The sequence below is a fragment of the Pseudomonas sp. SM4 genome (assembly GCF_051913165.1).
In the GTDB taxonomy this organism is placed as follows: Bacteria; Pseudomonadota; Gammaproteobacteria; order Pseudomonadales; family Pseudomonadaceae; genus Aquipseudomonas.
In genome coordinates, this window is record NZ_JBODOE010000007.1 from 236,303 (window position 1) to 256,839 (window position 20,537).

Below are 20,537 nucleotides of genomic sequence, written 5' to 3' on the forward strand. Positions count from 1 at the left end.
TTGCCCCCTCCTCTATGATTAAGAATGCATTCATAGGGAAGATCAGCAATGCGCAAGCCCCATCTCGTTTTCGTCATCGCCCTCGCCGGAGGGCTCGCCGCCTGCGGTGAATCCTCCAGCCTGCAAGTCACCGACGGCACCGGCCCGTCGCCGAAATTGCCCGAACCGAACAAGACCCTGATCCCGACGGTGAACATCGCCCCGGCGATCGGCTGGCCGGAGGGCGGCAAGCCGACGGCGGCGGCCGGCACTCAAGTCGGCGCATTTGCCGAAGGCCTCGATCATCCGCGCTGGCTCTACGTGCTGCCCAACGGTGATGTGCTGGTGGCGGAAACCAATGCCCCGCCGAAACCCGACGACAGCAGCGGCGTTCGTGGCTGGGTCATGAAGAAAGTCATGGGCAAGGCTGGGGCCGGCGTGCCGAGCCCGAACCGCATCACCCTGCTGCGCGACGCCGACCACGATGGTGTGGCCGAGACGCGCACGGTGTTTTTGCAGAACCTCAATTCGCCCTTTGGCATGACCCTGGTCGGCAATGATTTGTATGTCGCTGATACCGATCGCCTGTTGCGCTTTCACTACGAACCCGGCGCGACCGAGATCAAGTCGCAGCCAATCAAAGTGACCGATCTGCCCGGCGGCACGCTGAATCATCACTGGACCAAAAACGTCATCGCCAGTAAGGACGGCAATAAGCTGTACGTCACGGTCGGCTCAAACAGTAACGTCGGTGAGAACGGCCTGGATAAAGAAGAAGGCCGCGCGGCGATCTGGGAAGTCGATCGGGCGACCGGCAATCACCGGATTTTCGCTTCGGGCATTCGCAACCCCAACGGCCTGGCTTGGGAGCCTACCAGCGGCGCACTGTGGACAGCGGTCAACGAGCGTGACGAGATCGGCAGCGACCTGGTGCCGGATTACATCACTTCAGTGAAGGACGGCGGTTTCTATGGCTGGCCGTTCAGTTATTACGGGCAGCACGTCGACGTTCGAGTGTCGCCACAGAATCTGGATCTGGTGGCCAAGGCCATCGCCCCGGATTACGCGGTCGGCCCGCACACCGCATCGCTCGGCCTGAGCTTCGCCGAAGGCAACACCTTGCCAGCGCAGTTCAAGGAAGGCGCGTTCATCGGCCAGCACGGCTCGTGGAACCGTAAACCGCACAGTGGCTACAAGGTGATTTTTGTGCCGTTTACCGGCGGCAAGCCGAGCGGCAAACCGGTGGATGTGCTGACCGGGTTCCTCGACAAGGACGAAAACGCGCTGGGGCGCCCGGTGGGTGTGGTGATCGACCAGCAAGGTGGCTTGTTGGTGGCGGATGATGTTGGCAACAAGGTGTGGCGAGTAACTTCTGCCAAATAATTTAGCGCCTGCCCCAAAACAAATGTAGGAGTGAGCCTGCTCGCGATAGCGTCGTATCAGTCGACATCATTTTTGACTGAATGAACGCCATCGCGAGCAGGCTCACTCCTACAGGGGATTGTGTGCAGTTGGATTATGGGTTGTGCGCCAGATGCTCAGGTTGCAATACGCGCTTGGCGCTCAGATAGGCCTTCTGCCAATACGCCTTCGACAGGCTGTCCAACTTCACCGTGCCGCCCGTTGCCGGTGCATGCACGAAGCGCCCCTCACCAACGTAAATCCCCGCATGACTGACCTGCGAGCCGCCATTGGTGGCGAAGAAGATCAGGTCGCCGGTCTGCAAGCCTTCCTTGCCGACATTCGGTGCTTGCATCACGATCAGCTCACGTGTCGAACGCGGCAGGGAGATACCGGCTGCGTCGCGGTAAACAAAACCGATCAAACCACTGCAATCAAAACCCGAATCCGGCGTGTTGCCGCCCCAACGATAAGGCGTACCAACCAGGCCAAGCGCGCGAAACAGCACGTCTTCAGCAGCCGGCGAGAATGATTGAGAGGGGCCGAACACGACCGGCGCGCGAACTACCGGCGCAGGCGGCGGTGTGCGACTGGCGCAGGCGCTGAGCAGCGCTGCACAGAGCATCAATGTGAGGCGGGCCGACATCGTCATAAGCAGAACATCCTGATCTGGCTGCGGCTTTCTCTGCCGGATGGACAGAAAACAAAACCGCCTGCGGAGCACGCAGGCGGTTTGCCATCAATATAGATACAGGATTCTAGCGGCTACGCGGCAAACTTCAAGTAAGACTTTAACTTCACCTTGTAAAGTCTAGGTCTACTCCGTTGCCGGAAGCCATTTTGCCGCTGCGAACGCAGCGACAACGTGGGAATTACTTGCGAGCCGTGACCACGGTCGGGGCCATCGCGAGTGCGCGCTTGGCTTCGATGAAGGTCTTGTTCCAGTAGCTGTCACCCAGGCTGTCGATGCGAACACCGCCGCTGCGACGACTGCTGGAATGGATGAACTGGTTGTCACCCAGGTAGATCCCGGCGTGACTGACACGACCGCGACGACCGTTGGTGGCGAAGAACAGCAGATCGCCCGGCTCAAGGTTGCTGCGCGAGACCAGCGGCGCATCCACGTTGATCATTTCGCGAGTGGAGCGTGGCAGGTTCATGCCGGCTTCTTCGCGGAACAGGTAACCGATGAAACCGCTGCAATCGAAACCGGCTTCGGAGGTACCGCCGAAACGGTAACGGGTACCGATCAGGGACATGCCGCGTTCGAGGATGCTGTCAGCCAGAACAGGAAGCTGATAAGGCTTCTTGCCGTTGAATTCGTTGAGTTCTTTTTCGGTGTCCAGCTCTTCCTGGTAAATAACGGAAGACTGGGCCGTGGCAGAATTTTTAACCTGTTGAGGCTGCTCTTGAACTGGAGAATGAGCAGCGCAACCGAACAACAGGGTGACAAATGCGAGAGGCACGAGGGGTGCGAAGCGCTTTAGCATGGGCACGACCGTGGTTGATAGTTGTAAAGAAGCCGAGACTATGCCCGCTATCAGCCTCATTTGCAAATTCAATCGATCTTTTTGTGACTTCTCGGTTTCTCGTTTACATCTAAGCGCTTAAGCCCATTTGAGTCGATACGCGGTCTGCACACCGTGCAGGAAAGCGGATTTTCTGGCGCCTGAAATATGCCGAACGCCGCTGAGAGCCCCGGAATAAAAGGGATGACTACCAGCCGAGGGTTTCTTTGAGGAAGGGGATGGTCAGCTTGCGTTGCGCCTGCAAAGAGGCCTGATCAAGTTGCTCGAGCAGGTCAAACAGCGCACTCATGCTGCGCGTGCCACGGGTCAAAATGAAATGCCCGACTTCATCGGTCAGGTGCAAACCGCGACGCGATGCGCGCAATTGCAAGGCACGCAATTTGTCTTCGTCGGAGAGTGGGCGCATCTGGAAAATCAGCGCCATGGTCAGCCGCGACTTCAAGTCGGCCAGTTTGACCGGCAGTTCACGCGGCGAGGTGGAGGCCGCGATGAGCAGGCGGCGACCGCTGTCACGCAAGCGGTTGAACAGATGAAACATCGCCTCTTCCCAATCAGCCTTGCCGGCGATCACCTGCAGATCATCCAGGCAAACCAGTTCGTACTGTTCAAGGTTGTCGAGGATTTCAACACCGCGATCCATCAACTCCGCCAACGGCAGATAGACTGCCGGCTCACCCATCTGCTCAAAACGCAGGCAAGCCGCCTGCAACAGATGCGTACGCCCTACGCCGTGCTTGCCCCACAGATAGATCAGGCTTTCTGTCCACCCGGCGTCGGCTTCGCATAGGCGCTCGACATAGCCGAGTGCAGCGGCATTGGCGCCTGGGTAGTAGTTGATGAAGGTGGCGTCGTCACGCAGACGCACACCTAGGGGCAGCTGAATCGGTTTCATGCTGACTGAACAGTTCTCAAGGAACCGTTAGTGGCCTCTGTGTAAAGTTTGCGAAGTTTATACCCGTGAAGCTGAGCGCACAATGCGACAGAGTCCAAGCAAAATCAAAGGTTTGCGTTAACACGCTGGTTTTATGACAGATTCTCTGACGGTGTCTTGCCAGCATTGCCCGCAAGACACGGGCCAACCCGGCTTCCACCGGGCCGCCCGCCGGTATTACAACTCCGGTTCGTCGACACCACTATAAATTTCGGAATCCTTGTACAAGTCGTGGACATGGCGCACCAGCACCATGATCACCGCCGCTACCGGCAGCGCCAGCAGCACCCCGGTGAACCCGAACAGTTCGCCACCCGCCAGAATCGCGAAAATCACCGCGACCGGGTGCAGACCGATGCGGTCACCGACCAGCAACGGCGTCAGCACCATGCCTTCCAGCGCCTGACCGACCATGAACACCGCGACAATCCCGATCATCGGATACAAATCACCACCGAACTGGAACAGCCCGGCAATCAGCGCCGCGCCAATGCCAATGACGAAGCCCATGTACGGCACGATCGCCGCGAGACCTGCGATCAAACCGATCAACAGCCCCAGTTCCAGACCGACGATCATCAAGCCCGCCGCATAAATCACGCCCAGCGCCAGCATCACCAGCAACTGTCCGCGCACGAATGCGCCCAGCACTTCATGACACTCACCCGCCAGTGCAACCACGCGCTCTTCACGATCACGCGGCAACAGGCTGCGGATCTTCGCCATCATCACGTCCCAGTCGCGCAGCAAGTAGAAACTCACCACCGGGATCAGCACCAGATTGGCCAACCAGCCAATCAGTGCAAGGCTCGACGCCGTCGCCTGGCTCAGCACCACACTGACGATGTCGGTGGTCTGCCCCATGTGCTCGCTGATGGCAGCCTTGACCTTGTCGAATTTCCAGAAGCCGTCCGACAGCCCCAGCTTCGCCTGCGCCCACGGCAGTGCGGTGTGCTGCAGCCAGTCGAGCATCTGCGGCGCCAGCTCGTACAAACGCACTAGCTGCTTGGCGAGCATCGGCACCAGCACCAGCAACAGCGCCGTGACAATCAGGGTGAACAAGGCAAATACCGAGATCACGCCCCAGGTTCGCGACAGACCGAGCCGCTCCAGGCGATCCACCAGCGGATCGAACAGATACGCCAGCAACAGCGCCACCAGGAACGGCGTGAGGATCGGGTGCAGCAACCATACAAACGCGCAAAGCAGGACTACCCCACCGAGCCAGAACCAACGCCGCGTATCGGCCATGTACCACTCCTGTTGCTTCTATATAAGGAAAGACTTACCAGCGAAACCGCAACGACGGCGCCGCCGGTGTCGGGGCAGGCACCGCGACCGGCGCGGCACCTGCCACCGCCGGCTGAGGCGCTGCTACAGGAACCGGGGCTTCGGCAGGCAGTTCCTGCAACTTTGCCAGCGACAATTGCGCGCGCATTTGATCGGCGCTGCCATTGACCTGATAAACGATACGATCGCCGTCAACACTTTGCAGACGCACGCCAAACGGTTCGAGTAACCGCAACAGCGTTGCGTAATGCTCAAGATTCATGCCCTGCACTTCCAGGGTCTGCTGCCCCGAAGCACCAGGCTTGGCAACAAAACGTGGTGCCAGGCGCTCAGCCACCGCGAGCATCACCGCGTCGGCCACGGCAGCCTGATCGGCGCCCTGGACGCTGCCGGCTTCTTTTTGATCGCCCAGCCACAAGTGCCATTTGGCTTGCCACTGCCCGCCTTCTTCGCGCGCATGCACCGCCAGCAAGGCATCGGCGTTGTAACGCTCGGAGGCGCCGCGCAACGGTGCCGCGTCGGTGCCTTCCAGCGCTGGCGCAGTGGCGATCAGTTGTTCACTGAGGTCCGCCAGCGGCAAACGCAGCGGCAAACCGCGATGTTGCGCGGCTGTACGCAACGGTGCAGCAGCGGCCTGGCCGTCACCGACCAGGCTTGAACCCTCAGCCGAATCGTTCAGCCACCAACTCAGAATCGACGGCCGACTGGCGCCCCACAACGACAAGCCGGCGCGACGCAGCGCCTGCTCGGTGGTCGCCGGATCGAAATCGACCTTCAGCACCTCCGGCGGCCCGGCATCAAAACCGAACTGACTGATGATTTGCTGCGGATCCTTGCGAATCGCCGCCAGCCCCGGGTTCTGCGGGGCCTTCGGATCGCCGGTCAGGCGCAGCACCAGCGTGTCGAGCGCCGCTTGCGTAGCGCGATCACGCTCTTGCGGCGCCTGGCCATTGACCGGCTCGCGCACCTGATAAAGGCCTTTGAGGTTTTCGGCGTGACTCGCCAGGCTGATCAATGACAAACAACCGACAAACAATAATTTACAAAAACGCATGGAGAATTCCCGTCGACAGGAGCGGCTGGAACAGGCCGCATGAACCGGTTAAGCAAGGCTGTGACCCTCGGCCGTTGCAAAACATTCACACGGCGGCGATAAGTTTTTGCACAGTGATAACGATAGACGGTTAATCGCCACACCTTATACAGGCAGTCATACGCCTCAATTGCAAAAAATTTCTGCGGATATGGCCCTGCCCGTCGGTGCGAGGATGGCCGCTGCCCCTCAAGCCTGATAAAATCGCGCGCCTTCGCAGACCGGCAACAGCCGGGCACCTCGAAACTCGCGTGAGGCACTCGCCCCCTCGATTTCGATGTTCCCGCTGAACTCGGTCGTTACCCCTGAATCCCCTCCCCTAAAGGCCTGGATCATGAGCAAGCAACCCTCCCTGAGCTACAAGGACGCCGGTGTAGACATCGACGCCGGTGAAGCATTGGTCGAACGCATCAAGAGCGTCGCCAAGCGCACTGCGCGCCCGGAAGTCATGGGCGGCCTGGGCGGTTTCGGCGCCCTCTGCGAAATCCCGGCCGGCTACAAGCAGCCAGTGCTGGTTTCCGGCACCGACGGCGTTGGCACCAAGCTGCGTCTGGCGCTGAACCTGAACAAGCACGACAGCATCGGCATCGACCTGGTCGCCATGTGCGTCAACGACCTGGTCGTTTGCGGTGCTGAGCCACTGTTCTTCCTCGACTACTACGCCACCGGCAAACTCAATGTCGAGACCGCGACCCAAGTGGTTACCGGTATCGGCGCTGGCTGCGAACTGTCGGGTTGCTCGCTGGTCGGCGGCGAAACCGCTGAAATGCCAGGCATGTACGAAGGCGAAGACTACGACCTGGCCGGCTTCTGCGTCGGCGTCGTGGAAAAAGCTGAAATCATCGACGGCTCGAAAGTCGCCACCGGTGACGCACTGATCGCCCTGCCATCGTCCGGCCCGCACTCGAACGGTTACTCGCTGATCCGCAAGATCATCGAAGTCTCCGGTGCCGACATCGAAAACATCCAGCTCGACGGCAAACCGCTTACCGACCTGCTGATGGCCCCGACCCGCATCTACGTGAAGCCGCTGCTCAAGCTGATCAAAGACACCGGCGCCGTCAAAGCCATGGCCCACATCACCGGTGGCGGCCTGCTCGACAACATCCCGCGCGTGCTGCCAAAAGGCGCTCAAGCCGTGGTTGACGTGGCTAGCTGGACTCGCCCGGCCGTGTTCGACTGGCTGCAGGAAAAAGGCAACGTTGACGAAACCGAGATGCACCGCGTGCTGAACTGCGGCGTCGGCATGGTCATCTGCGTGGCCCAGGAACACGTTGAAGTCGCCCTGAACACCCTGCGTGACGCTGGCGAGCAGCCTTGGGTGATCGGTCAGATCGCTGCTGCCGCCGAAGGCGCAGCTCAGGTTGATCTGCAGAACCTTAAGGCTCATTAATGTCCGCAACCTGTGATGTCGTGGTGCTGTTGTCCGGCACCGGCAGTAACTTGCAGGCCTTGATCGACAGCACGCGGACCGGCGACAGCCCGGTTCGCATCGCTGCGGTGATTTCCAACCGCGCCGACGCCTACGGCCTGCAGCGCGCCAGTGATGCGGGTATTGCCACCCGCTCGCTGGATCACAAGGCATTCGAAGGTCGCGAGGCCTTCGATGCTGCTCTGATCGAACTGATCGACGAATTCAATCCGAAACTCGTGGTACTGGCCGGCTTCATGCGCATTCTCAGCGCTGACTTCGTTCGCCACTACCAGGGTCGCCTGCTCAACATTCACCCGTCGCTGCTGCCCAAATACAAAGGGTTACACACTCATCAGCGCGCGCTGGAGGCCGGCGACACCGAGCACGGCTGCTCCGTCCACTTCGTCACCGAGGAACTCGATGGCGGACCACTGGTCGTACAGGCAGTATTACCGGTAGAGTTGCACGACACGCCGCACAGTCTCGCGCAGCGAGTTCACGTTCAGGAACACCTGATCTATCCGATGGCGGTACGCTGGTTTGCCGAAGGCAGACTGACACTCGGTGAACACGGTGCTTTACTGGATGGCCAGTTACTCGCGGCCAGCGGCCACTTGATTCGACACTAGGAGATATTATGCGTCGCGCCCTGCTCTTCGCTTGCGCTCTGCTCACCCTGCCTTTCGCGCAGGCTGCAGAACTTCAACCGTTCTCCGCCAGCTACACCGCCGACTGGAAGCAGTTGCCCATGAGCGGCACCGCTGAACGCAGCCTGACCAAGGAAGCCAACGGCGTCTGGAAACTCAGCTTCAAGGCCTCGATGATGATCGCCAGCCTGAGTGAAGAAAGCACCCTGACTCTGGACAAGGACACCTTGCTGCCGCAGTCCTACCACTTCGAACGTGGCGGCCTGGGCAAAGCCAAAAAGGCTGATCTGGATTTCGACTGGAACAGCAAGATGGTCACCGGCACCGACCGTGGCGACGCGGTGAAAATCCCGCTGAACCGTGGCATGGTCGACAAGTCCACCTACCAACTGGCACTGCAACATGACGTGGCTGCCGGCAAAAAGACCATGAGCTATCAAGTGGTCGATGACGGCGAAGTCGATACCTATGACTTCCGCGTGCTGGGTTCGGAAAAGGTCGAGACCAAAGCTGGCCAGATCGACGCGATCAAGGTCGAGCGCGTACGCGACCCGACACAAAGCAAGCGCATCACCGTCCTCTGGTTCGCCAAGGATTGGGATTACCTGCTGGTTCGCCTGCAACAGGTTGAAACCGACGGCAAGGAGTACAACATCATGCTCCAGGACGGCACGGTCAACGGCAAAACCGTTAAAGGCAGCTGATCCATCGCAAGAACAAAGAGCCCCGCGAAATGCGGGGCTTTTTTGTGCCCCTGCAGGAGCTGCGGCACGCTGCGATCTTTTGATTCTGATCTTAAAAAATCAACAGCAAAAGATCGCAGCCTCGTTTCACTCGACAGCTCCTACAGGGGTAATTTCAGACGGAGAATTTGGCGACCATGCTGTTCAGGTCTACCGCCAGCCGCGACAACTCCTGACTCGCCGCACTGGTCTGATTGGCCCCCGCCGACGTCTGCATCGCCAGATCACGGATATTCATCAGGTTGCGGTCCACCTCCCGCGCCACCGCCGCCTGCTCCTCCGAAGCGCTGGCGATTACCAGGTTGCGCTCGTTGATCAGGGTAAACGCCGAAGCAATCTCCTCCAGCGCCACGCCTGCCGCTTTGGCCAGTTCCAATGTCGAGCGCGCCCGCACATTGCTTTGCTGCATCGAACTGACCGCCGAATCGGTGCCTTGCTGAATCCCGCCGATCATCTGCTCAATCTCTTGAGTCGATTGCTGCGTGCGATGGGCCAACGCCCGCACCTCATCCGCCACCACCGCAAAGCCTCGCCCCGCGTCACCGGCCCGCGCCGCCTCAATCGCAGCATTCAGCGCCAGAAGATTGGTCTGCTCGGCAATCGAACGAATCACCTCCAGGACTTTGCTGATGCTGTAGACCTTCTGTGCCAGATCCTCCACCTGGTTCGCATTGGCCGTCACATCATCGGCCAGCGATTCGATGGACAACACCGTTTGATGCACCTGTTCGCGGCCATGCTGGGCGATGCGATCGGATTCACGCGAGGCTTCAGAGGTGGCCACCGCATTGCTGGCCACCTCTTCCACCGCGGCTGTCATCTGATTGACCGCCGTGGCCGCCTGTTCGATTTCCAGACTCTGCTGATGCAACCCCCGCGTGGCGTCTTCCGTGACGCAGCTCAATTCTTCAGAGGCTGAGGCCAATTGACTGGACGACTCGGAGATTTGCCGAATCGTGTCGCGCAGGTTGTGCTGCATGCTCTTCAGCGCCTGTAACAGGCGCGCGGGCTCGTCCTTGCCGCTGATATTGATATCGCCCGTCAGATCGCCACCGGCGACCACTTCGGCGACGCCCAACGATTGCGCCAGCGGCAGCACAATGCTGCGGGTCAGCAGCAGCGCCAGGCCGATGGTGATCAGCGCGGTGACGCCGATCATTACCCCGACCCACACCCGTGAATTGATGAACACCAGCCGTGCCGCTTCAGTGGCAAGATTGGCGTTGTGCTTGTTCATCTCAACCAGCTCGCGCAGGATGACGGCGATTTCATCGGCCAAGGGACTCATCTGACCATTAAGGATGGTCGCCGCCTCCTCCACTCGATTCTGCGCAGACAACTGCATGACCTGCGCCTGAAGCTCCAGATATTGGTGCTCGGCGACCTTGAAGCGGTCGAACAGCTTGCGCTCCTCGGGCAATACGATCAGCACGTCATAACGCTGCTGGGCTTCGCTGAGTACGCCACGCAGCTCGTTGAGCTTGGTGACATTCTGCTCAAGCGCCTGCGGATCGCGATTGAGCAGCAGGCGCATGGTCAGCGCACGCAGGCGCAGCATGTCCTGGCTCATCTCGCCCACCGCCATCACGCTCGGTAGCCAGTTGTTGTCGACCTCATCGGACTGCGCGCGCATGTTCGACATTTGCAATAACGCGAACGCCCCGAGGGCAAAGACCATCAGCGCCAACAGGCCAAAACCGAGGCCGGCGCGCGGGGCAATATTGAGACTACGGATACTCATTGCTCTGGTTCCTTCCAAAAGCGCTGCATCAACCCTGCAGCTGGTTGCTTAAGAAGGTATCGGCCCGGCGAAAAATTGCGTAAGACGAAAAGGCGATATCAAAAGGCCTTGATCCTTCAAACGGTCGGCATTAACGATTCAGCGGGGTTTTGCCGGACATGAGCACCGTTCGCGGCAAGATCGCCAGGAAGTTGTCCCGCGCGACTTTGCGCGCAACGCCTTCTGGCAGCGCATCGAGGAACGGTTCGAAGCTGTGCATTTCCTGACCGAGCTTGTTGAAACGCCCTACGACGTCCGAGCCAAGCATGAAGCGCTCTGGGTACTTCTCGACCAACGCCAGCCATTCCGGGCGCGGTTTGCCCTGCTCGTCCAGCAGGTACGGCGTGAGCATGCTCCACGACAAATCAATAAACAGATTGGGGTACGCCTCGAGCATGCGCGTCAGGGTCGGCAGCAGGAACGGCAGCTGCGTCTGATGCCGATGGATTTCTGCACTGGTGCCCGCGTGCGCCCAGATAAACCGCGTGTGCGGGTGATTGCGCAGCGGCTCCTCGACTTCCTTCAAGTACAGCGGATTTTTCTCACGCTTGGAGGTGATATTGGAATGCAGCATCACCGGCAGATCGTTCTCCGCGGCCAGATGATAGATCCTGGTCATGGCCTCGTTATTGGCGCGCGGCGTGTCGCCGGCGGTCAGCGCCGTGAGGTCGTCATGCCGGGTAAACACCTCACCGATGCCCTGCCACACGCCCGGATACATCTCGAGCATGCGCTGAATGTGCGCGGCGGAGTTCTTGTCATTGGGATTGAAGCCCGACAGAAACGGATGAAAGTAGGGACGTTTCTCGGCTGGCAGTTTCTGCACCGCATCGGCAACGATCACGTCAGTCGCGCTGTACCAATAGGCATCAGCATCATCGCCGGCGTAATAACGCGGACGTTTGGGTTCGTCTTCGTGCCACTTCTTCGCCACCGGAATACCGGAAATCATCACATGTTCGACAGAACCGTCCTGCATGGCCGTCAGCAGTTTCGCCATGCCCGCGCTTTCCTGGAAAAAATCCACGTAATGCAGGTGCGCGTCGCTGTAGGTGTATTCGCGGGCACTGGCGTTGCCGGCAAGCAGCAGAAAGCAGGCAAGACTCAAACGATACAGGGACACAAGTAATCTCCGGGAAGTAGGCATAGCCTAGACCGCGCCCTGACAACAAGGGTTCATCCTGCAGGAAAGTGGAACGCGCGCCGGTGGGAATGCTCTATAACTGCAAGGTCTTGTTTGATCGAACGACTTTTCCTACTGCCTGTGAGGTTCCCATGACTGTTACCGTCAATACCGTCTCTGCCGAAGGTTTTCGTCACACCGTCCAGATCGATGACCATGAATTATTTGCCGATGTGCCGAAATCCGCCGGCGGCGAAGGCTCGGCGCCTGAGCCGCACGATTACTTCGACGCCGCCCTCGGTGCCTGCAAGGCGCTGACCCTGAAGATGTACGCGAAGAAGAAAGACATCCCGCTGACCGGCGTCGGGGTCGACGTCAAACGCGACAACAGTGAGGAGCAGAAAGGCAAATACGTCCTGCACGTCACCCTCACCCTCAAAGGCGTGCTCACCGACGCCCAGCGCGAGGAACTGCTGCGTGTCGCCGACCGTTGCCCGATCCACAAACTGATGACCACCAGCGAAGTGACGATCGAAACCCACGCCCCGCAAGGCTTCGACAGCCAGTAATCCTCCTCATGCCAGCGGCGGGTTATGCTTCTGGCATCACCCGCTCAGCCTGGAATGCACCATGGACACGCAACCCCTGATCATCCGCCCGCGCGCCGAAGACGTCGAAGGCCAGCCGATTCTGCGCCCGTTGCCGTCAGCCAAATGCCGCAGCGTCGGGCCTTTCGTGTTTTTTGATCACATGCTCGAGACGGTTTATCCGACGGGCAAAGGCATGAACATCCGACAACACCCGCACATCGGTCTGTCGACGCTTACGTATCTGTTTGAAGGCCAGCTCCAGCACAAGGACAGCCTCGGCTCCGACCAGGTGGTCAGTGCTGGCGATGTCAGTTGGATGACCGCAGGCAGTGCGATTGCTCACGTCGAGCGCACGCCGGAGCCGTTGTGGGAGCAGAGCTTCACGATGCACGGCTTGCAGATCTGGCTGGCCTCGCCCAAGGATCACGAGCAAGGCCCGGGGCATTACAGCCATCACCCGGCGGCGACCTTGCCGGTCAGCGATAACCTTGGCGTACAGATCCGCATGATTGCCGGGTCAGGCTTTTGCCTGGAATCACCGGTGCCGGTGCTTTCTCCTACGCTGTATGCCGAAGTGCAGATGCAAACGGCGACCACCCTGCTGATCCCGACCGAGCACGAAGAGCGGGCGGTGTATGTGTTGAGTGGGGATGCGCAATTGAATGGCCAAGCGATTGAGCCACATGCGTTGGTGGTGTTGCCGGCTGGGGAAGAGATGAGCCTGTTTGCCGAGAGCGATGTACACGCGGTGGTGTTTGGCGGCGCACCGCTGGACGGGCCTCGGCGAATCAACTGGAATTTTGTCGCGAGCGATCCGGCGGCGATCGATGAAGCGCGGCGTAAATGGGCGGCCGGCGATTGGCCGACGGTGCCGGGGGAAGTCGAACGGATTGAATTACCGTAGTGCTGTGTCGCCTGTGAGTCAGTCATCGCTGGCAAGCCAGCTCCCACAAGTTTTTTCGTCTAACACAAATTTTGCAAACGACTCGAAACCTGTGGGAGCTGGCTTGCCAGCGATGGGGCCCTGTCAGACACTGACCAAGTCAGTGCCTGACAACTGAATCAGCCCTTGAACACTTCATCCAGCAAATCATGCATCGACTTGAAGGCGCGCTTCGCGGTCTTCGCGTCGTACATCATCTTGCCGGGCACATTGGCATGCGGATCGGTAAACGAGTGCACTGCACCGCCGTAGCTCAGCAGTTGCCAATCGACTTTCGCCGCGTTCATCTCGTCTTCAAACGCCGGCAATTGCTCTTTCGGCACCAATGGATCAGAAGCACCGTGCAACACCAGCACCGCGCCCTTGATGTTCTGCGCGTCAACCGGGTTCGGCGAATCCAGCGTGCCATGGAACGACACCGCCGCCTTCACCGGCGCACCGGTGCGCGCCAGATCCAGTGCACAGCAACCGCCGAAGCAGAACCCGAACACCGCGAGTTTCGACGTGTCCACCGCCGCCTCGCCCTGCTTCTGCAACTGCTCGAACGCCGCCTGCATACGCTTGCGCAGCAACGCACGGTCGTCCTTCAACGGCATCATCGCCGCGCCAGCCTGATCAGCATTCTGTGGACGTACGGCCTGACCGTAAACGTCTGCGATCAACACCACGTAGCCCTTGGCCGCCACCGATTTGGCGATCTCTTCGGCACCGGCGCTGACGCCCATCCAGTTCGGCGCCATCAACAAACCCGGAAGCGCGCCCTTGTGCTCGGCGTCGAACGCCAAACGACCTTCATAAGGCTGGCCGTCGATCTGATAGACCACGGAACGTACAGTGACTTGGCTCATTTCTGACTCCTGATTTGTTAAACACCAGAATGAAAAAACCCGCCGAAGCGGGTTTTTCTGCAACTTGGTTAAACCGACAGTTCAACCAGCAGCTTGTTCAGGCGGCGCACATAAGCGGCCGGATCCTTCAAGCTGTCGCCGGCAGCCAGGGCTGCCTGATCGAAGAGGATGTGCGACAGGTCGCCAAAACGCTCTTCGCTCTGCTCGCCGTCGAGTTTCTCGATCAGCGGGTGGCTTGGGTTGAATTCGAAGATCGGCTTCGAATCCGGCACCTTCTGCCCGCTGGCTTCGAGGATCTGACGCATTTGCAGACCCAGGTCCTGCTCGCCGATGGCCAGAATGGCCGGCGAATCGGTCAGACGATGGGATACGCGAACTTCCGCCACGGAATCGCCCAGCGCGGTTTTCAGACGCTCAACCAGACCTTCTTTGGACTTGGCGACTTCTTCTGCAGCTTTCTTGTCCTCTTCCGAGTCCAGGTTGCCCAGATCGAGGTCACCGCGTGCCACGTCGACAAAGGTCTTGCCGTCGAACTCGCTGAGGTAGCTCATCAGCCACTCGTCGATGCGGTCGGTCAGCAGCAGCACTTCGATGCCTTTCTTGCGGAAGACTTCCAGGTGCGGGCTGTTCTTGACCTGCGCGTAGGTTTCGCCGGTGAGGTAGTAGATCTTGTCCTGACCTTCCTTGGCGCGGGCCAGGTAGTCGGCCAGACCAACGATCTGCTCGCCGTCGTCGCCATTGGTCGATGCGAAACGCAGCAGACCGGCAATTTTCTCTTTGTTGGCGAAGTCTTCTGCCGGGCCTTCTTTCATGACCTGACCGAAGTTCTTCCAGAAGCCTTTGTATTGCTCAGGCTCGTTTTTCGCCAGTTTTTCCAGCATGTCGAGCACGCGCTTGGTCAGCGCGGTCTTCATCGAATCGATGATCGGGTCTTTCTGCAGAATCTCACGCGACACGTTCAGCGACAGGTCGTTGGAATCGACCACGCCTTTGATGAAGCGCAGGTACAGCGGCAGGAAGGACTCGGCCTGATCCATGACGAACACGCGTTGCACGTACAGCTTCAGGCCTTTCGGCGCTTCACGCTGGTACAGGTCGAACGGTGCGCGGGCCGGCACGTACAGCAGCGAGCTGTACTCGAGCTTGCCTTCGACTTTGTTGTGGCTCCAGGCCAGCGGGTTTTCAAAGTCGTGGGCGATGTGCTTGTAGAACTCCTGGTATTCCTCGTCCTTCACTTCAGTGCGCGGACGAGTCCACAGAGCGCTGGCGCGGTTGACGGTTTCCCATTCAGCGGCCGGCGCCTCTTCACCTTCAGCAGGTGCGACCTCTTTCGGCAGCTCGATCGGCAATGCGATGTGATCGGAGTACTTCTTGATGATGTTGCGCAGACGCCAGCCATCGGCGAATTCGTCTTCAGCCGCTTTCAGGTGCAGAACGATACGGGTGCCGCGCTCTGGCTTGTCGATGGTGGCGACTTCGAACTCGCCCTCGCCTTTCGACGACCAGTGCACGCCTTCGCTGGCTGGAGTGCCAGCGCGACGGCTGTATACGTCAACCTGGTCGGCCACGATGAACGCCGAGTAGAAACCCACGCCGAACTGGCCGATCAAATGCGAATCTTTCTTCTGATCGCCCGAGAGGTTTTTCATGAAATCGGCAGTGCCGGATTTGGCGATGGTACCCAAGTGGGTGATCACATCGTCACGGTTCATGCCGATACCGTTGTCTTCGAGGGTGACGGTCTTGGCGTCTTTGTCGAAGCTCACACGGATTTTCAGGTCAGCGCCACCTTCGAGCAACTCTGGCTTGGCCAGGGCTTCGAAGCGCAGCTTGTCGACAGCGTCAGAGGCGTTCGAAATCAATTCGCGAAGGAAAATTTCCTTGTTGGAATACAGCGAATGGATCATGAGGTGCAGCAGCTGCTTTACCTCGGTCTGGAAGCCCAGGGTTTCCTTTTGAGTTTCCACACTCATGGTCATCAAACTCCAATCAGATGGCAGTGGCCGCGACCCGAAATGGTCGGCGGCGGGTTGTCTTGTGAGTTTGGGGCGCTGTTCAGGATTTCAAGGGCTCATCGATTTTGAAGTGCGCCCGCGCGGTGGCAATCGGTTCGCTTTCGGTACTTTGCCAGGCTGTGATGGCGACGTTGGCCACCCGCCGTCCCTGTCGGCACACCTGACATCTGGCCCAGGTATCGCGGAACTGCCCGGCGCGCAGGTAATCGAGGGAGAAATCGATAATCTTCGGCACGCCCGGCGTTTCGGTAAAAATCAGCAAATGAAGTGCCGCCGCCAGTTCCATGAATCCGGCGATCACTCCGCCATGAATGGCCGGCAATAAAGGGTTACCAATATTGTCTTTGTTCGCTGGCAGCTTGAACAACAAGTCATCACCGACGCGCGAGCATTCGATGCCGATCAAACCGGCGTAAGGGATCAATTGCAACAACGGCGCGTAGTCACCCTGCTGGTGGGCCTGCTGCAGTTGCTGCTTGAGGTCATCGCTCATTGACCTGCTCCCTTGATCGCGCCGCCGAAGCCTTTGGTGCCTTTAAGGCCTTTACCCATACGCATGAAGGTACCGACGACATGGGCGATGGGCTGTTCGGGATCGTCCTGATAGGCGAAACCACGGGCGAAGATCACATCAGTAGTCACCCGATAGCATTGGGCGAAACCATAGACGTCTTTGTTCGGTTCAGCGGCATGCATATAGTCGATGCGTAGATCGAGCGTTGGACAGACTTCGAACTCCGGCAACACGCACAGGGTCGACATCCCGCAGGCGGTGTCCATCAATGAAGTAATCGCGCCGCCGTGAATGACACCCGTCTGGGGGTTGCCGACGATTTTTTCACTGTACGGCAAGATCACCGTCAGCCCTTGCGAAGAAGCACTGTGCACCGCTAAGCCGAGCACTTGGCAATGACGAAGTGCCGATAAAAATCGCGTCGCGCGCTCAAAAACGGGGTTTTCGGACATTTGATAATTACTCTCGTTAGAGCCAATTGCCAGTAGTGAGCAATACAGCAAAAGTTCCCGGTAAAAACAAACTTATATATCTGAAAGAAATGAGGAACTTAACCCTCAGCGCCAAGCTCTTAAGGCCAGTAGTTATTTTCCATAAGGAGAAACACCCCATGCGTAAGACTTTAGCTATTGCCTTGATGTTGACCGCTTCCCTCGGTCTCGCTGCCTGCGATAAAAAATCCGAGGACAAAGCTCAAGATGCCAACCAACATGCTGAACAAGCTCAGCAAGACATGAACAAAGCTCAGGATAAAGTGAACGACGCTGCGAAAGAAAACGCCGAAGCTGCCAAAGCTCAGGCTGAATCGAACGCCGCCGCGCAAGACGAAGCTGCCAAGAAGCAATAATCGGCTTTTTGCTGCAGAAAAAAGAAAACCCGCCAAGTGCGGGTTTTCTTTTGCCTGTGATTTATTGTCAGATCAGCGTTACCCGCCACTAGTTGGCGGCGGCTGAAAGGCACAATCACCGGGATAACCGGGTCGTCCATCACACACCTTCAAACAACCCGCGCCACTATTGAACTTGGCACTGACAGCGAGTGCATAACCGTACTGCGGCGTTGTCACTTTCAAAGAGGTTGCGCAGGACGTCTTGTCGTCGAAGCGAAACGTGATCGTTTCATGCCGCTTACGACGCTCAAACAACAGCGCGAACGTGTGACCACTGTTCCACATTGATTTTGTCGGCACGACAAAGCGATAGCGCTGTTCATCCAGACGCTGGCCGAACACCTTGAACTCACTACGCCCATTCTCGATCCCGGCTTTCGGGTAGGGAATGGGCAGGATATAGGGCAGCCCGGTCAGACCCTGTTTGACATCCAGGCCTTTCTGAAAATAAGGCACTTCGATGTGCGGGATACCGCCGTAAGTGATGCGCTCATCGCCGTGAAATTTATTCTGCGATGGCTGGTAATCCGGGGCTAGCGCGAACTCAACGTCAAACGTCAGCAGCGCCTTGCTCGCATCCAGATTCTCCGAGAGAAACTCTCTGTCGGTTGCGCCATTGTCACTCACGCAACCTCCCAGCGATACCGCCATTGCCATCAACAGCAAGAGGCCGTCACCCGACCGTGAATTGTTCATCAGGCTCAGCGCTCGGAAAGAGGTAATGCGGGACCGAGGCCGCGGCCAATCAGTTCCCACGTGTCGTTTTTGGCTTGCCAATGGAAGCGCTGTGCAAACCAGGCAATCTGCATGTCCCGAGCCTGCCGGTGATTATTAACGTGGGGCACGCCATCCTTGATCGCCTGGGCCGCTTGCGCGTAAGCGCTTTTGAAGATGTCGGCCAATTCACCGACATTGGCATCGGCCGGCAATTTATAAGCGGCTACCAGGCCGTCCTCGCGCCCGGCGACCAGTATTTCCTTGAAGCGCAGATACGCGGCCACTTTATTGTCGGGAGACACCGACATCAGCGTCCCGACAACCCGGTAACCGCTGCCTTTGACGGCGGTGTCGAACCACAGCACCTCACCGGTTCGGGTATCCAGCGCGAGGCCCGATTCGGCGAACAGCAACAGGTCCTCACGACCGGGTTGCGGCACGCCCCAGTCGGGAAACTTTTCATCCTGGAGCGGGCTGAGCAGGCGTGACAGCGGCGTGCCGTTCTGCACGCTGATCAGCAGTGTGCCGACGCTGTCGGCGCGTGAAGTGATCGCCAGAAGCATCGGCTGGCCTTCATGTTGCGCCTTGATCGGCCGCACACCCTTGACGACGTCCACGCCGAAAGGCCAGTACTCCTGCGAGCGAAACACGATGGTGTAGTGCGGCCCCGGACCATACAGACTGTTTTGCGTCGGACGAATGAGGAAATCGCCCAGGCGCTTTGCCTCGGGCACCTCTGGCTGGGCGGATGGCGCGGCCTGCGCTAGCGCAGTCCCCAGCATTAGCGCCCCTATCCACCGGCCGAATCGGCGCAAGGGTGATCTACGCGATTGAAATCCGTTCAAGAACTGCCTTCCATGAAAAACCGACGCCGGATGTTACAACGACACTCGGCTGATGCCCAATAGCCTGTCTGGCCGGCAGCTCTTTGCTCAGAGCAATACCGTTCTGAACGTCGGACTGACCATCAGCAACAACGAACACACCAGACCGACCAGCCACACCAGACTGCGCAATTTGGGCAGATCGGCGAGGTAGAACCACAAATAGATGATTCGCGCGATGACAAAGACGATCGCCAATGTATCAATCAACCATCCCGCCGTTTGGGTGGTGTGCGCCATCAGCACACCCACCGCAAACAAAATGAATGCCTCGATGCTGTTCTGGTGCGCCGCCAGCGCCCGCGCGCCGTAACCGGTCAGTTGCGCCTGTTGCTGGCGCGGCAGGTGATTGTTGTAACCGCCCTGCTCTTTCATCGCCTTGCCCACCGGCAGGCGCGCGATATAAATCAACAATGCACTGATAAACACACACCAGAACGGAATACTCATCAAACGACCTCTTTGTTCGCCTCAGGGAGAGGCGCCTCTGTAGGGGTATAGACCATTACATCGAGAACGTCGGAATGAAACTCGCGTCGGTACAGCACCAACACCACACCGGCGCTCATCAACATGAACAGCCATGGGCTGACGAACCACGCCAGCATGGTCATGCCGAAGTAGTAGGAGCGCAGGCCGAAGTTGAACTGGTTGGCCGCCATCGAAATCACCCGCGCCGCCCGCGCAGCGAACGCCTTGCGCTCCTGCTCGGAGACATGCCGCTCACCGATCATCGGCGCCGAACCGACCAGCACCGCCGCGAAGTTGTACTGGCGCATGCACCAGCTGAAGGTGAAGAACGCGTAGACGAACACCATCGCCAGGCACAACAGCTTGATCTCCGACATGCCTTGCGAGGCCTGTTGCACCATCGGAATGTCTGCGAGCAACGACACCGCGCGCTCGGATGCGCCGAGTACGGTGAGAATGCCGGCGAGGATGATCAACGTGCTGGAGGCGAAGAACGAGGCGTTGCGCTCCAGATTGCCGATCACGCTGGCGTCGGCGATGCGGTTGTCACGCAGCAGCATGCGGCGCATCCAGTCTTCGCGGTACAAGTGCAGCACGCTGGCCAGGCACGCGGTGTCGCGGCCCTTCCACGAGGCATAACGGGTGTAACCGCCCCAGCAGATGACAAACCAGCACGCGGCAAGCAGGTGGATCAGATTGGCTTGGATGAACGACATGCAATTCCTTGAATATAGAT

At 58.8% G+C, this 20,537-nt stretch carries 22 protein-coding genes and 1 pseudogene; 7 read left to right on the forward strand and 16 right to left on the reverse strand.

Annotation, left to right across the window (positions count from 1 at the left end):
- Positions 1 to 48: 48 nt before the first annotated feature.
- On the forward strand, positions 49 to 1,362 hold the full coding sequence (locus ACQ4MY_RS15495) for a PQQ-dependent sugar dehydrogenase (RefSeq protein ID WP_440095731.1): 1,314 nt from the start codon (positions 49 to 51) through the stop codon (positions 1,360 to 1,362).
- 133 nt (positions 1,363 to 1,495) lie between these two features.
- Here ACQ4MY_RS15495 and ACQ4MY_RS15500 read toward each other — a convergent pair whose 3' ends face one another.
- The 5 genes from ACQ4MY_RS15500 to ACQ4MY_RS15520 all read right to left on the reverse strand — a co-directional run bounded on the left by ACQ4MY_RS15500 (position 1,496) and on the right by ACQ4MY_RS15520 (position 6,184).
- Complete coding sequence (locus ACQ4MY_RS15500; RefSeq protein WP_008082929.1) at positions 1,496 to 2,032, reverse strand: C40 family peptidase; 537 nt, start codon at positions 2,030 to 2,032, stop codon at positions 1,496 to 1,498.
- 220 nt (positions 2,033 to 2,252) lie between these two features.
- On the reverse strand, positions 2,253 to 2,870 hold the full coding sequence (locus ACQ4MY_RS15505) for a C40 family peptidase (protein WP_008082930.1): 618 nt from the start codon (positions 2,868 to 2,870) through the stop codon (positions 2,253 to 2,255).
- 226 nt (positions 2,871 to 3,096) lie between these two features.
- The gene (gene hda / locus ACQ4MY_RS15510) at positions 3,097 to 3,801 is read right to left on the reverse strand and encodes a DnaA regulatory inactivator Hda (protein WP_008082931.1); all 705 of its coding nucleotides are present in this window, start codon (positions 3,799 to 3,801) and stop codon (positions 3,097 to 3,099) included.
- Between the two features lie 216 nt (positions 3,802 to 4,017).
- Positions 4,018 to 5,091, reverse strand: coding sequence for an AI-2E family transporter (locus tag ACQ4MY_RS15515; protein WP_158830690.1), 1,074 nt, complete (start codon positions 5,089 to 5,091; stop codon positions 4,018 to 4,020).
- A 34-nt stretch (positions 5,092 to 5,125) separates the two neighbouring features.
- On the reverse strand, positions 5,126 to 6,184 hold the full coding sequence (locus tag ACQ4MY_RS15520; RefSeq protein WP_440095732.1) for a DUF2066 domain-containing protein: 1,059 nt from the start codon (positions 6,182 to 6,184) through the stop codon (positions 5,126 to 5,128).
- 373 nt (positions 6,185 to 6,557) lie between these two features.
- Between ACQ4MY_RS15520 and purM the strand changes: the two genes are divergently transcribed.
- From purM to ACQ4MY_RS15535, 3 genes are read left to right on the forward strand one after another with little or no spacing between them, the layout of a single operon-like run.
- Positions 6,558 to 7,616: a phosphoribosylformylglycinamidine cyclo-ligase gene (gene purM / locus ACQ4MY_RS15525; RefSeq protein WP_008082936.1), complete on the forward strand. Its 1,059-nt coding sequence runs from the start codon at positions 6,558 to 6,560 to the stop codon at positions 7,614 to 7,616.
- Positions 7,616 to 8,266, forward strand: coding sequence for a phosphoribosylglycinamide formyltransferase (purN, locus tag ACQ4MY_RS15530; protein WP_158830688.1), 651 nt, complete (start codon positions 7,616 to 7,618; stop codon positions 8,264 to 8,266). The genes purM and purN overlap by 1 nt, the downstream gene beginning before the upstream one ends.
- A gap of 8 nt (positions 8,267 to 8,274) precedes the next feature.
- A complete protein-coding gene (locus tag ACQ4MY_RS15535) occupies positions 8,275 to 8,988 on the forward strand; it encodes a DUF3108 domain-containing protein (RefSeq protein ID WP_008082942.1) in 714 nt (237 codons plus the stop codon).
- Positions 8,989 to 9,142: 154 nt separating this feature from the next.
- Here the strand turns inward: ACQ4MY_RS15535 and ACQ4MY_RS15540 are convergent, their stop codons facing one another.
- The 3 genes and pseudogenes from ACQ4MY_RS15540 to ACQ4MY_RS15550 all read right to left on the reverse strand — a co-directional run bounded on the left by ACQ4MY_RS15540 (position 9,143) and on the right by ACQ4MY_RS15550 (position 11,954).
- Positions 9,143 to 10,006, reverse strand: coding sequence for a methyl-accepting chemotaxis protein (locus tag ACQ4MY_RS15540; RefSeq protein ID WP_440095798.1), 864 nt, complete (start codon positions 10,004 to 10,006; stop codon positions 9,143 to 9,145).
- Positions 9,998 to 10,768: pseudogene (locus ACQ4MY_RS15545) on the reverse strand (MCP four helix bundle domain-containing protein); the annotation flags it as partial. The gene ACQ4MY_RS15540 and the pseudogene ACQ4MY_RS15545, both read right to left, overlap by 9 nt.
- Positions 10,769 to 10,898: 130 nt before the next feature.
- A complete protein-coding gene (locus ACQ4MY_RS15550) occupies positions 10,899 to 11,954 on the reverse strand; it encodes an amidohydrolase family protein (protein WP_440095734.1) in 1,056 nt (351 codons plus the stop codon).
- Positions 11,955 to 12,082: 128 nt separating this feature from the next.
- Here ACQ4MY_RS15550 and ACQ4MY_RS15555 point away from each other — a divergent pair, with 128 nt between their 5' ends.
- Positions 12,083 to 12,499, forward strand: coding sequence for an OsmC family protein (locus tag ACQ4MY_RS15555; protein WP_008082948.1), 417 nt, complete (start codon positions 12,083 to 12,085; stop codon positions 12,497 to 12,499).
- A 61-nt stretch (positions 12,500 to 12,560) separates the two neighbouring features.
- A complete protein-coding gene (locus tag ACQ4MY_RS15560) occupies positions 12,561 to 13,424 on the forward strand; it encodes a pirin family protein (protein WP_440095735.1) in 864 nt (287 codons plus the stop codon).
- Positions 13,425 to 13,582: 158 nt separating this feature from the next.
- Here ACQ4MY_RS15560 and ACQ4MY_RS15565 read toward each other — a convergent pair whose 3' ends face one another.
- The 4 genes from ACQ4MY_RS15565 to ACQ4MY_RS15580 form a co-directional block, all read right to left on the reverse strand.
- Positions 13,583 to 14,311, reverse strand: a complete 729-nt coding sequence (locus ACQ4MY_RS15565; protein ID WP_440095736.1) for a dienelactone hydrolase family protein — start codon at positions 14,309 to 14,311, stop codon at positions 13,583 to 13,585.
- Between the two features lie 68 nt (positions 14,312 to 14,379).
- Positions 14,380 to 16,284: a molecular chaperone HtpG gene (gene htpG / locus ACQ4MY_RS15570; RefSeq protein WP_008082953.1), complete on the reverse strand. Its 1,905-nt coding sequence runs from the start codon at positions 16,282 to 16,284 to the stop codon at positions 14,380 to 14,382.
- An 82-nt stretch (positions 16,285 to 16,366) separates the two neighbouring features.
- Positions 16,367 to 16,819, reverse strand: coding sequence for a PaaI family thioesterase (locus ACQ4MY_RS15575; RefSeq protein ID WP_105709280.1), 453 nt, complete (start codon positions 16,817 to 16,819; stop codon positions 16,367 to 16,369).
- Positions 16,816 to 17,292: a PaaI family thioesterase gene (locus ACQ4MY_RS15580; RefSeq protein ID WP_440095738.1), complete on the reverse strand. Its 477-nt coding sequence runs from the start codon at positions 17,290 to 17,292 to the stop codon at positions 16,816 to 16,818. Before ACQ4MY_RS15580 ends, ACQ4MY_RS15575 begins: the two co-directional genes overlap by 4 nt.
- Positions 17,293 to 17,450: 158 nt before the next feature.
- Here ACQ4MY_RS15580 and ACQ4MY_RS15585 point away from each other — a divergent pair, with 158 nt between their 5' ends.
- The gene (locus ACQ4MY_RS15585) at positions 17,451 to 17,687 is read left to right on the forward strand and encodes a hypothetical protein (RefSeq protein ID WP_008082962.1); all 237 of its coding nucleotides are present in this window, start codon (positions 17,451 to 17,453) and stop codon (positions 17,685 to 17,687) included.
- Positions 17,688 to 17,765: 78 nt separating this feature from the next.
- Here ACQ4MY_RS15585 and ACQ4MY_RS15590 read toward each other — a convergent pair whose 3' ends face one another.
- The 4 genes from ACQ4MY_RS15590 to ACQ4MY_RS15605 all read right to left on the reverse strand — a co-directional run bounded on the left by ACQ4MY_RS15590 (position 17,766) and on the right by ACQ4MY_RS15605 (position 20,517).
- Complete coding sequence (locus ACQ4MY_RS15590) at positions 17,766 to 18,425, reverse strand: hypothetical protein (protein ID WP_440095739.1); 660 nt, start codon at positions 18,423 to 18,425, stop codon at positions 17,766 to 17,768.
- 5 nt (positions 18,426 to 18,430) lie between these two features.
- A complete protein-coding gene (locus ACQ4MY_RS15595) occupies positions 18,431 to 19,228 on the reverse strand; it encodes a hypothetical protein (RefSeq protein ID WP_440095741.1) in 798 nt (265 codons plus the stop codon).
- Between the two features lie 150 nt (positions 19,229 to 19,378).
- Complete coding sequence (locus ACQ4MY_RS15600; RefSeq protein ID WP_008082968.1) at positions 19,379 to 19,780, reverse strand: MAPEG family protein; 402 nt, start codon at positions 19,778 to 19,780, stop codon at positions 19,379 to 19,381.
- Positions 19,780 to 20,517, reverse strand: coding sequence for a DUF599 domain-containing protein (locus ACQ4MY_RS15605; RefSeq protein WP_440095742.1), 738 nt, complete (start codon positions 20,515 to 20,517; stop codon positions 19,780 to 19,782). Before ACQ4MY_RS15605 ends, ACQ4MY_RS15600 begins: the two co-directional genes overlap by 1 nt.
- Between the last annotated feature and the right edge of the window lie 20 nt (positions 20,518 to 20,537).